The 14,058-nt window shown below is 56.1% G+C and carries 11 protein-coding genes; all 11 read left to right on the forward strand.

Annotation, left to right across the window (positions count from 1 at the left end):
* Nucleotides 1–114: 114 nt before the first annotated feature.
* Nucleotides 115–1,917: an NADH-quinone oxidoreductase subunit C/D gene (gene nuoC / locus KQJ18_RS15190; RefSeq protein ID WP_006683659.1), complete on the forward strand. Its 1,803-nt coding sequence runs from the start codon at nucleotides 115–117 to the stop codon at nucleotides 1,915–1,917.
* 2 nt (nucleotides 1,918–1,919) lie between these two features.
* Nucleotides 1,920–2,420, forward strand: a complete 501-nt coding sequence (nuoE, locus tag KQJ18_RS15195; protein WP_006683660.1) for an NADH-quinone oxidoreductase subunit NuoE — start codon at nucleotides 1,920–1,922, stop codon at nucleotides 2,418–2,420.
* A complete protein-coding gene (nuoF, locus tag KQJ18_RS15200) occupies nucleotides 2,417–3,754 on the forward strand; it encodes an NADH-quinone oxidoreductase subunit NuoF (protein ID WP_216422226.1) in 1,338 nt (445 codons plus the stop codon). Before nuoE ends, nuoF begins: the two co-directional genes overlap by 4 nt.
* Nucleotides 3,755–3,835: 81 nt before the next feature.
* On the forward strand, nucleotides 3,836–6,562 hold the full coding sequence (gene nuoG, locus KQJ18_RS15205) for an NADH-quinone oxidoreductase subunit NuoG (RefSeq protein ID WP_110498804.1): 2,727 nt from the start codon (nucleotides 3,836–3,838) through the stop codon (nucleotides 6,560–6,562).
* A complete protein-coding gene (gene nuoH / locus KQJ18_RS15210) occupies nucleotides 6,559–7,536 on the forward strand; it encodes an NADH-quinone oxidoreductase subunit NuoH (RefSeq protein WP_003028063.1) in 978 nt (325 codons plus the stop codon). The genes nuoG and nuoH overlap by 4 nt, the downstream gene beginning before the upstream one ends.
* A 14-nt stretch (nucleotides 7,537–7,550) precedes the next feature.
* On the forward strand, nucleotides 7,551–8,093 hold the full coding sequence (gene nuoI, locus KQJ18_RS15215; RefSeq protein WP_003028062.1) for an NADH-quinone oxidoreductase subunit NuoI: 543 nt from the start codon (nucleotides 7,551–7,553) through the stop codon (nucleotides 8,091–8,093).
* An 11-nt stretch (nucleotides 8,094–8,104) separates the two neighbouring features.
* The gene (gene nuoJ, locus KQJ18_RS15220) at nucleotides 8,105–8,659 is read left to right on the forward strand and encodes an NADH-quinone oxidoreductase subunit J (RefSeq protein ID WP_003028059.1); all 555 of its coding nucleotides are present in this window, start codon (nucleotides 8,105–8,107) and stop codon (nucleotides 8,657–8,659) included.
* Nucleotides 8,656–8,958, forward strand: a complete 303-nt coding sequence (gene nuoK, locus KQJ18_RS15225) for an NADH-quinone oxidoreductase subunit NuoK (RefSeq protein ID WP_006683663.1) — start codon at nucleotides 8,656–8,658, stop codon at nucleotides 8,956–8,958. Before nuoJ ends, nuoK begins: the two co-directional genes overlap by 4 nt.
* Nucleotides 8,955–10,796, forward strand: coding sequence for an NADH-quinone oxidoreductase subunit L (gene nuoL / locus KQJ18_RS15230; protein ID WP_069323385.1), 1,842 nt, complete (start codon nucleotides 8,955–8,957; stop codon nucleotides 10,794–10,796). The genes nuoK and nuoL overlap by 4 nt, the downstream gene beginning before the upstream one ends.
* A gap of 228 nt (nucleotides 10,797–11,024) precedes the next feature.
* On the forward strand, nucleotides 11,025–12,554 hold the full coding sequence (gene nuoM, locus KQJ18_RS15235) for an NADH-quinone oxidoreductase subunit M (RefSeq protein WP_003027692.1): 1,530 nt from the start codon (nucleotides 11,025–11,027) through the stop codon (nucleotides 12,552–12,554).
* A 6-nt stretch (nucleotides 12,555–12,560) separates the two neighbouring features.
* Nucleotides 12,561–14,018, forward strand: coding sequence for an NADH-quinone oxidoreductase subunit NuoN (nuoN, locus tag KQJ18_RS15240; protein WP_216422227.1), 1,458 nt, complete (start codon nucleotides 12,561–12,563; stop codon nucleotides 14,016–14,018).
* Nucleotides 14,019–14,058 lie beyond the last annotated feature (40 nt).

Genomic DNA, 14,058 nt, shown 5'->3' on the forward strand with positions numbered 1-14,058 from the left:
CGAATCTTCGTACACCAGACGAGATTTAATTTGCGCCTGTCGGCAGCCGCACTTCCTTCGCTTATCACTACATAAATAGCGCGAAGCACTGCCGACTACCACGGACCATTTACAATGGTGAACAATATGACCGACTTAACCGCGCAAGATGCTGTATGGCAAACACGGGATCACCTTGATGACCCGGTCATTGGCGAACTGCGCAACCGTTTTGGGCCGGATGCCTTTACCGTTCAGGCGACTCGCACCGGGGTACCCGTTGTTTGGGTCAAGCGTGAACAATTACTGGAAGTTGGCGATTTCTTAAAGAGACTGCCGAAACCTTACGTCATGCTGTTTGACTTACATGGCATGGACGAACGTCTGCGTACGCACCGCGAAGGGTTACCTGCCGCGGATTTTTCCGTTTTCTATCACCTGATTTCTATTGAACGCAATCGCGATATCATGCTCAAGGTGGCGTTGTCTGAAAACGATCTGCGTGTACCGACTTTTACCAAACTGTTCCCCAACGCCAACTGGTATGAGCGTGAAACCTGGGAAATGTTTGGTATCGATATCGAAGGCCACCCGCATCTGACGCGTCTGCTGATGCCGCATACCTGGCAAGGCCACCCGCTGCGTAAAGATTACCCGGCGCGTGCGACCGAATTCGATCCGTTTGAGCTGACCAAAGCCAAACAGGATCTGGAAATGGAAGCGCTGACCTTCAAACCCGAAGACTGGGGCATGAAGCGTGGTACCGAAAACGAGGACTTCATGTTCCTCAACCTCGGTCCTAACCACCCATCTTCTCACGGCGCGTTCCGTATTGTGCTGCAGCTTGATGGCGAAGAAATCGTCGACTGCGTGCCTGACATCGGCTACCACCACCGTGGTGCTGAAAAGATGGGTGAACGTCAGTCCTGGCACAGCTACATTCCGTACACCGACCGTATCGAATACCTCGGCGGCTGCGTCAACGAAATGCCTTACGTACTGGCGGTTGAGAAACTGGCGGGCATCACCACGCCGGATCGCGTCAACGTGATTCGCGTTATGTTGTCTGAACTGTTCCGTATCAACAGCCACCTGCTGTACATCTCCACGTTCATTCAGGACGTCGGCGCGATGACGCCGGTTTTCTTCGCCTTTACCGATCGTCAGAAAATTTATGACGTGGTGGAAGCGATCACCGGTTACCGTATGCACCCGGCCTGGTTCCGTATCGGCGGTGTCGCACACGATCTGCCGCGCGGTTGGGACAAGCTGCTGCGTGACTTCCTCGACTGGATGCCAAAACGTCTGGATTCCTACGAGAAAGCTGCACTGCGTAACACCATCCTGAAGGGTCGTTCCCAGGGCGTTGCCGCCTATGGCAAGAAAGAAGCGCTGGACTGGGGTTGTACCGGTGCTGCGCTGCGTGCGACCGGTATTGATTTCGACGTGCGTAAAGCCCGTCCATACTCTGGCTACGAAAACTTTGACTTTGAAGTTCCGGTTGGCGGCGGCGTGTCTGACTGCTATACCCGCGTAATGCTGAAAGTTGAAGAGCTGCGCCAGAGTCTGCGCATCCTTGAGCAGTGCCTCAACAACATGCCGGAAGGCCCGTTCAAAGCGGATCACCCGCTGACTACGCCGCCGCCGAAAGAGCGCACGCTGCAACATATCGAAACCCTGATCACCCACTTCCTGCAGGTTTCGTGGGGACCGGTTATGCCGGCAAACGAGTCCTTCCAGATGGTGGAAGCGACCAAGGGTATCAACAGTTACTACCTGACCAGCGATGGCAGCACCATGAGTTACCGTACTCGTATCCGTACCCCGAGCTATGCGCACCTGCAGCAGATCCCGGTAGCGGTACGCGGCAGCCTGGTGTCCGACCTTATCGTCCATCTGGGTAGTATTGATTTTGTTATGTCAGATGTGGACCGCTAATTATGCACGAGAATCAACAACCACAAACCGAGGCTTTTGAGCTGAGTGCGGCTGAGCGTGAAGCGATTGAGCACGAGAAGCACCACTACGAAGACCCGCGTGCGGCGTCCATTGAAGCGCTGAAAATCGTTCAGAAGCAGCGTGGCTGGGTGCCGGACGGGGCGATCTATGCGATCGCGGATGTGCTGGGTATCCCGGCAAGCGACGTAGAAGGTGTTGCCACGTTCTATAGCCAGATCTTTCGCCAGCCGGTAGGTCGCCACGTGATCCGCTATTGCGATAGCGTGGTGTGCCATATCAATGGTTATCAGGGGATCCAGGCTGCGCTTGAGAAAAAACTCAACATCAAGCCGGGGCAGACGACCTTTGATGGTCGCTTTACGCTGCTGCCGACCTGCTGCCTGGGGAACTGTGATAAAGGGCCGAACATGATGATCGATGACGACACTCATGCTCACCTGACCCCGGAAGGCATTCCTGAACTGCTGGAGCGGTATAAATGAAAGATATTATCCGTACTCCCGAAACACATCCGCTGACCTGGCGTCTGCGTGATGACAAACAGCCAGTCTGGCTGGACGAATATCGTAGCAAAAACGGTTACGAAGGTGCGCGTAAGGCCCTGACCGGCCTGTCACCGGACGAAATCGTCAATCAGGTAAAAGACGCTGGCCTGAAAGGGCGCGGCGGCGCGGGCTTTTCCACCGGTCTGAAGTGGAGCCTGATGCCGAAAGACGAATCCATGAACATCCGTTACCTGCTGTGTAACGCCGATGAAATGGAACCGGGCACCTATAAAGACCGCCTGCTGATGGAGCAACTGCCGCACCTGCTGGTGGAAGGCATGCTGATTTCCGCGTTTGCGCTGAAAGCGTACCGTGGTTACATCTTCCTGCGCGGTGAATATATCGAGGCGGCTGTGCATCTGCGCCGCGCGATTGCCGAAGCAACCGAAGCCGGTCTGCTTGGCAAAAACATCTTGGGCACCGGTTTCGACTTCGAACTGTTTGTCCATACCGGGGCAGGGCGTTACATCTGCGGTGAAGAAACCGCGCTGATCAACTCCCTCGAAGGTCGTCGCGCTAACCCGCGTTCCAAGCCGCCGTTCCCGGCAAGCTCTGGCGCATGGGGTAAGCCGACCTGCGTTAACAACGTCGAAACCCTGTGTAACGTACCGGCCATCCTCGCCAATGGCGTGGAGTGGTATCAGAACATCTCGAAGAGCAAAGATGCGGGCACCAAGCTGATGGGCTTCTCCGGTCGTGTGAAGAACCCTGGCCTGTGGGAACTACCGTTTGGCACCACCGCGCGTGAGATCCTCGAAGACTACGCGGGCGGTATGCGTGATGGCCTGAAATTCAAGGCCTGGCAGCCGGGCGGCGCGGGAACCGACTTCCTGACCGAGGCGCATCTTGACCTGCCGATGGAGTTCGAAAGCATCGGTAAAGCAGGCAGCCGTCTGGGTACTGCGCTGGCAATGGCCGTTGACCACGAGATTGGCATGGTACCGCTGGTGCGTAACCTCGAAGAGTTCTTCGCCCGCGAGTCCTGCGGCTGGTGTACGCCGTGCCGTGACGGTCTGCCGTGGAGCGTAAAAATTCTGCGTGCGCTGGAGCGTGGCGAAGGCCAGCCTGGGGATATCGAGACACTTGAGCAACTGTGTCGTTTCCTCGGCCCGGGTAAAACCTTCTGTGCACACGCACCGGGCGCGGTGGAGCCGCTGCAGAGCGCCATTAAATATTTCCGCGAAGAATTCGAAGCTGGCATCAAGCAGACCTTCAGCAATACCCACGCTATTGGTGGTATTCAGCCGAACCTGCTGAAAGAGCGCTGGTAATTGCAGGTTACCCCCTGCATCGCGATAAGTAATTCGATTAACGCTTAGTCCCTGACTAAGCCAACTGGAAGCATGCTGACTATGGCTACGATTCATGTAGACGGCAAAGAATATGAGGTCAACGGAGCGGACAACCTGCTGGAAGCTTGTCTGTCTCTCGGCCTTGATATTCCGTACTTTTGCTGGCACCCGGCGCTGGGCAGCGTCGGTGCTTGCCGCCAGTGTGCGGTGAAGCAATATCAAAACGCGGAAGATACGCGTGGTCGCCTGGTGATGTCTTGTATGACACCAGCCACCGAAGGCACCTTTATTTCTATTGATGACGAAGAAGCGAAACAGTTCCGCGAAAGCGTTGTGGAGTGGTTGATGACCAACCACCCGCACGACTGTCCGGTCTGCGAAGAGGGCGGTAACTGCCACCTGCAGGATATGACCGTCATGACCGGTCATAGCTTCCGTCGCTATCGCTTCACGAAGCGTACGCACCGCAACCAGGACCTGGGGCCGTTCATCTCTCACGAAATGAACCGCTGTATCGCCTGCTATCGCTGCGTACGTTACTACAAAGATTACGCCGATGGCGCGGATCTGGGCGTGTATGGCGCGCATGACAACGTCTACTTCGGTCGCCCGGAAGACGGTACGCTGGAAAGCGAATTCTCCGGTAACCTGGTCGAGATTTGCCCGACCGGCGTGTTCACCGATAAAACGCACTCCGAGCGCTACAACCGTAAGTGGGACATGCAGTTTGCGCCGAGCATCTGCCAGCAGTGTTCCATTGGCTGTAACACCAGCCCGGGCGAGCGCTACGGTGAATTGCGTCGTATCGAAAACCGCTACAACGGTACCGTTAACCACTACTTCCTCTGCGACCGTGGTCGTTTTGGCTATGGTTACGTGAACCTGAAAGACCGTCCGCGTCAGCCGGTACAGCGTCGTGGCGATGATCTGATCACGCTCAACGCCGAACAGGCGATGCAGGGCGCGGCAGATATTCTGCGCCAGTCGAAGAAAGTGATTGGTATCGGCTCCCCGCGTGCCAGCGTTGAAAGCAACTTCGCGCTGCGTGAACTGGTCGGCGCGGATAACTTCTATACCGGTATCGCCCAGGGTGAGCAGGAACGTCTGCAGCTGGCGCTGAGCGTGCTGCGTGACGGCGGTATTCATACCCCGGCACTGCGTGAAATCGAGTCTTACGATGCGGTTCTGGTGCTGGGCGAAGACGTCACCCAGACCGGCGCGCGCGTTGCTCTGGCGGTGCGTCAGGCGGTGAAAGGTAAAGCACGCGAAATGGCGGCGGCGCAGAAAGTGGCCGACTGGCAGATTGCGGCAATCCTTAACATCGGTCAGCGCGCTAAGCACCCGCTGTTTGTGACTAACGTCGATAATACCCGTCTGGATGATATCGCTGCATGGACCTACCGTGCGCCGGTTGAAGATCAGGCGCGTTTAGGTTTCGCTATCGCCCACGCGCTGGATAACAACGCCCCGGCGGTTGACGGTATCGATCGTGACCTGCAGAACAAAATTGACGTGATCGTTCAGGCATTAGCCGGAGCGAAGAAACCACTGATTATTTCCGGCACCAACGCCGGTAGCGCCGAAGTAATTCAGGCTGCTGCCAACGTGGCGAAGGCGCTGAAAGGTCGTGGCGCTGACGTCGGCATTACCATGATTGCGCGCTCTGTTAACAGCATGGGTCTGGGTATGATTGGCGGTGGTTCTCTTGACGATGCGCTGACCGAGCTGGAAACAGGTCGTGCTGACGCCGTTGTGGTGCTGGAAAATGACCTGCATCGCCATGCTTCAGCAACGCGTGTTAATGCCGCGCTGGCGAAAGCGCCGCTGGTACTGGTTGTTGACCATCAGCGTACAGCAATTATGGAAAACGCCCATCTGGTGCTTTCCGCCGCGAGCTTTGCCGAAAGCGATGGGACGGTGATTAACAACGAAGGCCGCGCGCAGCGCTTCTTCCAGGTCTATGATCCGTCATACTACGACAGCAACACCGTGATGCTGGAAAGCTGGCGCTGGCTGCACTCGCTGCACAGCACCGTGCAGAGCCGTGAAGTGGACTGGACGCAGCTCGACCATGTTATCGACGCGGTTGTTGAGAAGCTGCCGCAATTGGCTGGGATCAAAGATGCCGCGCCGGATGCAAGCTTCCGTATCCGTGGACAGAAACTGGCGCGTGAGCCGCACCGCTACAGCGGTCGTACCGCGATGCGGGCTAACATCAGCGTCCATGAACCTCGTCAGCCGCAGGATAAAGACACCATGTTCGCCTTCTCGATGGAAGGGAACAACCAGCCGTCTGCGCCGCGTTCACAAATTCCGTTTGCCTGGGCTCCGGGCTGGAACTCCCCACAGGCGTGGAACAAGTTCCAGGATGAAGTGGGCGGTAAACTGCGTCATGGCGATCCGGGCGTGCGTCTGATTGAAGCCTCTGCGGGCGGTATGGATTACTTCACTACCGTTCCGGCGAGCTTCGAAGCTCAGGATGGTCAGTGGCGTATCGCGCCGTACTACCATCTGTTTGGTAGCGACGAATTGTCCCAGCGTGCGCCGGTCTTCCAGACTCGTATGCCGCAGCCGTACATCAAACTTAACCCGGCAGACGCCGCGAAGTTGGGTGTTAATGCCGGTACCCGTGTTTCTTTCAGCTACGATGGCAATACGGTCACGCTGCCGGTTGAAATCGCTGAAGGATTAACGGCAGGGCAGGTTGGTTTACCGATGGGTATGCCTGGCATCGCGCCGGTTCTGGCAGGCGCGCGTCTTGAGGATCTGCAGGAGGCACAGCAATGAGTTGGATTACACCCGATCTGATTGAGATCCTGCTGAGCATTCTCAAAGCGGTGGTGATTCTGCTGGTGGTGGTCACCTGCGGGGCATTCATGAGCTTTGGCGAACGTCGTCTGCTGGGTCTGTTCCAGAACCGTTACGGGCCGAACCGTGTTGGCTGGGGCGGTTCGCTCCAGCTGGTTGCGGACATGATCAAGATGTTCTTTAAAGAAGACTGGATCCCGAAATTTTCGGATCGCGTCATCTTTACCCTGGCGCCGATGATCGCCTTTACCTCGCTGCTGCTGGCTTTCGCCATCGTGCCGGTGAGCCCAAACTGGGTCGTTGCTGACCTGAACATCGGCATCCTGTTCTTCCTGATGATGGCAGGTCTCGCGGTATACGCGGTACTGTTCGCTGGTTGGTCGAGCAACAACAAATACTCGCTGCTGGGGGCGATGCGTGCTTCTGCGCAGACGCTGAGCTACGAAGTGTTCCTCGGACTGTCCCTGATGGGCGTGGTGGCGCAAGCCGGTTCATTCAACATGACCGACATTGTCAATAACCAGGCTGATATCTGGAACGTTATTCCGCAGTTCTTTGGTTTTGTCACCTTTGCCATCGCGGGCGTGGCGGTATGTCACCGTCACCCGTTTGACCAGCCAGAAGCCGAACAGGAACTGGCCGACGGTTACCACATTGAATATTCCGGTATGAAATTCGGTCTGTTCTTCGTGGGCGAGTACATCGGTATCGTCACCATTTCTGCACTGATGGTTACCCTGTTCTTCGGTGGCTGGCATGGCCCGTTCTTACCGCCATTCGTCTGGTTCGCGCTGAAAACCGCGTTCTTCATGATGATGTTCATTTTGATTCGTGCGTCGTTACCGCGTCCTCGTTATGACCAGGTAATGTCCTTCGGCTGGAAAGTCTGTCTGCCGCTGACGCTCGTCAACTTGTTGGTAACGGCGGCTGTCATTCTGTGGCAGGCGCAATAAGGGACACAAAGACCATGACCTTAAAAGAATTGTTCGTAGGTTTCGGCACCCAGGTACGCAGTATCTGGATGATCGGCCTGCATGCGTTCGCGAAACGCGAAACGCAGATGTACCCGGAAGAGCCGGTCTATCTCCCGCCCCGTTTTCGTGGTCGTATCGTTTTGACCCGCGACCCGGACGGTGAAGAGCGCTGCGTTGCCTGTAACCTGTGCGCGGTAGCATGTCCGGTAGGCTGTATCTCTCTGCAAAAAGCAGAGACCAAAGACGGCCGCTGGTATCCGGAGTTTTTCCGCATTAACTTCTCACGCTGCATTTTCTGCGGCCTGTGTGAAGAAGCCTGTCCGACAACGGCTATTCAGCTGACTCCAGATTTCGAGCTGGGTGAGTACAAGCGCCAGGACCTGGTTTACGAGAAAGAGGATCTGCTGATCTCCGGTCCGGGCAAATACCCGGAATATAACTTCTACCGGATGGCAGGTATGGCAATCGACGGCAAAGATAAGGGCGAAGCAGAGAACGAAGCCAAGCCTATCGACGTCAAGAGCCTGTTACCGTAAGGAGAGGGGCAATGGAGTTCGCTTTTTATATCTGTGGCCTGATAGCCATTCTCGCAACCTTGCGGGTGATCACCCACACCAATCCGGTACACGCACTGCTGTATCTGATTATTTCGCTGCTGGCGATTTCTGGGGTGTTCTTCTCGTTAGGCGCTTACTTCGCCGGTGCGCTGGAAATTATCGTCTACGCGGGCGCCATCATGGTGCTGTTCGTGTTCGTGGTAATGATGCTCAACCTCGGTGGTTCTGAAATTGAACAGGAACGCCAATGGCTGAAACCACAGGTGTGGATTGGTCCGGCGATTCTGTCGGCCATCATGCTGGTCGTGATTGTGTACGCCATTCTGGGCGTTAACGATCAGGGCATCGACGGTACGCCAATTAGCGCGAAAGCGGTCGGTATTTCCCTGTTCGGACCGTATGTACTGGCGGTCGAACTGGCTTCGATGCTGCTGCTGGCGGGCCTGGTTGTGGCCTTCCACGTGGGTCGCGAAGAGCGTTCAGGTGAAGTACTGAGCAATCGCACCGATGACCGTGCGAAAAGAAAAACGGAGGAGCACGCATGATCCCCTTACAACATGGACTGATCCTCGCGGCTGTCTTATTCGTGCTGGGCTTAACCGGTCTGGTTATCCGCCGCAATCTGCTGTTTATGCTGATTGGGCTGGAAATCATGATTAACGCCTCCGCGCTGGCCTTTGTGGTCGCCGGAAGCTACTGGGGCCAGACCGATGGTCAGGTGATGTACATTCTCGCCATCAGCCTCGCGGCTGCGGAAGCGAGCATTGGACTTGCGCTGTTGCTGCAACTTCATCGCCGTCGCCAGAACCTGAACATCGATTCAGTAAGTGAGATGCGTGGATGAACATGCTTGCCTTAACCATTATTCTGCCATTTATTGGCTTTGTATTACTGGCGTTCTCTCGCGGTCGTTGGTCAGAAAATCTGTCCGCTACCGTGGGCGTTGGCTCTATTGGCCTGGCTGCGCTGGTGACGGCGTTTGTTGGCGTTGACTTCTTTGCTAATGGTCAACAAGCCTACAGTCAGCCGCTGTGGACGTGGATGTCTGTCGGTGACTTCAACATCGGCTTTAACCTGGTGCTGGATGGTCTGTCGCTGACTATGCTCAGCGTGGTGACCGGCGTCGGTTTCCTGATCCACATGTTCGCCTCCTGGTATATGCGTGGAGAAGAGGGCTACTCTCGTTTCTTCGCTTACACCAACCTGTTTATCGCCAGCATGGTGGTTCTGGTACTGGCGGATAACCTGCTGCTGATGTATCTCGGTTGGGAAGGCGTGGGCCTGTGTTCCTATCTGCTGATCGGTTTCTACTACAGCGATCCGAAGAATGGCGCTGCGGCAATGAAAGCCTTCGTGGTGACCCGTGTCGGTGACGTGTTCCTCGCCTTCGCGCTGTTCATCCTCTACAACGAGCTGGGCACGCTGAACTTCCGCGAAATGGTTGAACTGGCGCCTGCGCACTTTGCCGACGGCAACAACATGCTGATGTGGGCGACCCTGATGCTGCTGGGTGGTGCGGTAGGTAAATCCGCACAGCTGCCGTTGCAGACCTGGCTTGCTGACGCGATGGCCGGCCCGACGCCTGTCTCCGCGCTGATCCACGCCGCGACGATGGTTACCGCTGGTGTCTACCTGATTGCACGTACCCATGGTCTGTTCCTGATGACCCCGGAAATCCTGCATCTGGTGGGGATTATCGGTGCGATCACGCTGGTGCTGGCAGGTTTTGCCGCGCTGGTACAGACCGACATCAAACGCGTTCTCGCTTACTCCACCATGAGCCAGATTGGCTACATGTTCCTGGCGCTCGGCGTTCAGGCATGGGATGCAGCGATTTTCCACTTGATGACGCACGCCTTCTTTAAAGCGCTGCTGTTCCTGGCGTCCGGCTCGGTTATCCTGGCCTGTCATCACGAACAGAACATCTTCAAGATGGGCGGCCTGCGTAAATCTATTCCGCTGGTGTATCTCTGCTTCCTGGTGGGCGGCGCGGCGCTGTCGGCTCTGCCGCTGATTACCGCAGGCTTCTTCAGTAAGGATGAGATTCTGGCCGGTGCGATGGCGAACGGTCATATCAATCTGATGGTTGCAGGACTGGTCGGTGCGTTTATGACCTCGCTGTACACCTTCCGAATGATTTTCATCGTATTCCACGGTAAAGAACAAATTCACGCTCACGCCGGGAAGGGGATTACCCATCATCTGCCGCTGATTGTGCTGATGATCCTGTCCACCTTTGTTGGCGCGCTGATCGTACCGCCGCTGCAGGGAGTGCTGCCTGCAACGACCGAACTTGAGCATGGTCGCGTCATGACGCTGGAAATTACCTCTGGTATCGTCGCGATTGCGGGCATCCTGATCGCAGCATGGCTGTGGCTGGGTAAACGTACGCTTGTGACGTCGATTGCCAATAGTGCGCCGGGCCGTCTGCTGGGTACCTGGTGGTATAACGCCTGGGGCTTTGACTGGTTGTACGACAAAGTATTCGTGAAGCCGTTCCTGGGCATTGCCTGGCTGCTGAAACGCGACCCGCTGAACTCAATGATGAACATTCCGGCTGTCCTTTCCCGCTTTGCAGGTAAAGGCCTGCTGTTAAGCGAGAACGGTTATCTGCGCTGGTATGTGGCATCGATGAGCATTGGCGCCGTCGTTGTGCTGGCACTGTTGATGGTACTGCGTTGAGTTTGAGGGTTGGTATTGTGCCCGACACAACAAACCCAAAGAGAATTTTTAAAATTCGTTGAAAATCAGGTCCAAAAGGACAGGCGTTATCGGCGAAGTCAGAGTGGACACCGCCTGCGCACAGCAACCGGAGCGTACTGAAGTACGTGAGGGTTGCGAGCACAGCCGGGGTTCGCTATGACGAGTGAGATAGCCTGAACGGGACTTAAACAAGGAACAAAGATCACCATGTTATTACCTTGGTTGATATTAATCCCTTTCATCGGTGGCTTCCTGTGCTGGCAGACCGAACGCTTTGGCGTGAAGGTGCCGCGCTGGATCGCGCTGATTACCATGGGACTGACGCTGGCGCTTGGCCTGCAACTGTGGTTGCAGGGCGGCTATTCACTGACGCAATCTGCGGGTATTCCGCAGTGGCAGTCTGAGTTTGTCCTGCCGTGGATCCCACGTTTTGGCATCTCTATCCATTTAGCAATCGACGGCTTGTCGCTGCTGATGGTAGTGCTGACCGGTCTGCTCGGCGTTCTGGCGGTCCTTTGCTCCTGGAATGAAATCGAAAAATACCAGGGCTTCTTCCACCTGAACCTGATGTGGATCTTAGGCGGCGTGATCGGCGTGTTCCTGGCCATCGACATGTTCCTGTTCTTCTTCTTCTGGGAAATGATGCTGGTGCCGATGTACTTCCTGATCGCGCTGTGGGGGCATAAAGCCTCTGACGGGAAAACGCGTATCACGGCGGCGACCAAGTTCTTCATTTATACCCAGGCGAGTGGTCTGGTGATGTTGATTGCCATCCTGGCGCTGGTGTTTGTGCACTACAAAGCGACCGGCGTGTGGACCTTCAACTATGAAGAGCTGCTGAATACCCCGATGTCTCATGGCGTGGAATACCTGCTGATGCTGGGCTTCTTCATCGCCTTTGCGGTGAAAATGCCAGTGGTTCCGCTGCATGGCTGGTTGCCGGACGCGCACTCCCAGGCTCCGACCGCAGGTTCCGTTGACCTGGCGGGGATCTTGCTGAAAACCGCAGCCTACGGTCTGCTGCGTTTCTCTCTGCCGCTGTTCCCGAACGCGTCGGCGGAGTTTGCGCCTATCGCCATGTGGCTTGGCGTAATTGGTATCTTCTACGGCGCGTGGATGGCCTTTAATCAGTACGACATCAAACGTCTGATTGCCTATACCTCCGTATCCCACATGGGCTTCGTGCTGATTGCTATCTACACCGGCAGCCAACTGGCCTACCAGGGCGCGGTAATTCAGATGATTGCGCACGGTCTGTCCGCAGCCGGTCTGTTCATCCTGTGTGGTCAGCTGTACGAACGTCTGCACACGCGTGACATGCGCATGATGGGTGGTTTGTGGGGCAAAATGAAATGGTTGCCTGCGCTGTCCATGTTCTTCGCAGTCTGTACGCTGGGTATGCCGGGTACAGGTAACTTCGTTGGCGAATTTATGATTCTGTTCGGCAGCTACCAGGTGGTTCCGGTTATTACCGTGATCTCGACCTTTGGTCTGGTGTTTGCCTCTGTATACTCGCTGGCGATGCTGCATCGCGCTTACTTTGGTAAGGCGAAGAGCCAGATTGCCAGTGTAGAACTGCCAGGGATGTCGCTGCGTGAGCTGTTTATCATCCTGTTGCTGGTCGTGCTTCTGGTACTGCTTGGCTTCTATCCGCAGCCGATTCTGGATACCTCGCATTCTGCGATGAGCAACATCCAGCAGTGGTTTGTTAATTCCGTTACTACTACAAGGCCGTAAATCGCCATGACAATAACTCCACAACACCTGATTGCGCTGCTACCGCTGCTGATCGTCGGCTTGACGGTGGTGGTTGTGATGCTCTCCATTGCGTGGCGACGCAATCACTTCCTCAATGCCACGCTGTCGGTCATTGGGCTTAACGCCGCGTTGGTTTCGCTCTGGTTTGTTGGCCAGGCGGGCGCCATGGACGTCACCCCGCTGATGCGGGTTGACGGTTTCGCCATGCTCTATACCGGGCTGGTGCTGCTGGCAAGTCTTGCCACCTGTACCTTTGCTTACCCGTGGCTGGAAGGTTACGACGACAACCGGGAAGAGTTCTACCTGCTGGTGCTGATTGCTGCACTCGGCGGTATTCTGCTGGCAAATGCTAACCATCTGGCGGCGCTGTTCCTCGGTATCGAACTGATTTCTCTGCCGCTGTTTGGTCTGGTTGGCTATGCGTTCCGTCAGAAACGTTCTCTGGAAGCCAGTATCAAATACACCATTCTGTCTGCCGCAGCGTCTTCCTTCCTGCTGTTCGGTATGGCGCTGGTGTACGCGCAGTCTGGCAACCTGTCGTTTGTAGCGCTCGGTAAGAGCCTTGGCGACGGCATGCTGCACGAACCGCTGCTGCTGGCGGGCTTCGGTCTGATGATTGTTGGCCTCGGCTTTAAACTCTCGCTGGTTCCGTTCCACCTGTGGACGCCAGACGTATACCAGGGCGCTCCGGCTCCGGTTTCCACCTTCCTGGCGACGGCGAGCAAAATCGCTATCTTCGGCGTAGTGATGCGTCTGTTCCTGTATGCGCCGGTTGGCGACAGCGAAGCGGTACGTACCGTGCTGGGCGTGATCGCCTTTGCTTCCATCATCTTCGGTAACCTGATGGCGCTGAGCCAGACCAACATCAAGCGTCTGCTCGGTTACTCCTCCATCTCTCACCTCGGCTATCTGCTGGTGGCGTTGATTGTCCTGCAGAGCGGCGAGATGTCGATGGAAGCGGTTGGCGTTTACCTGGCCGGTTACCTGTTCAGCAGCCTCGGCGCGTTCGGTGTGGTCAGCCTGATGTCCAGCCCGTACCGTGGCCCGGATGCCGATTCTCTGTTCTCCTACCGTGGTCTGTTCTGGCATCGCCCGATCCTCGCGGCAGTGATGACGGTAATGATGCTGTCTCTGGCGGGTATCCCGATGACGCTGGGCTTTATCGGTAAGTTCTACGTGCTGGCGGTCGGTGTGCAGGCTAACCTGTGGTGGCTGGTTGCTGCCGTGGTGGTCGGTTCCGCGATTGGTTTGTACTACTACCTGCGTGTTGCCGTGAGCTTGTACCTGAGCGCGCCGCAACAGCTGAACCGCGATGCGCCGTCTAACTGGCAGTACAGCGCGGGCGGGATCGTGGTGCTGATTTCTGCTCTGTTGGTGCTGGTGCTGGGTATCTGGCCGCAACCGCTGATCAGCATTGTGCAGTTAGCGGCACCGCTGATGTAATACATCATGCTGTAAACAAAAAAGAGTCTGGGCAATGTCC

The organism is Citrobacter sp. S55_ASV_140 (genome assembly GCF_018919505.1).
GTDB classification, from domain to species: domain Bacteria; phylum Pseudomonadota; class Gammaproteobacteria; order Enterobacterales; family Enterobacteriaceae; genus Citrobacter; species Citrobacter werkmanii.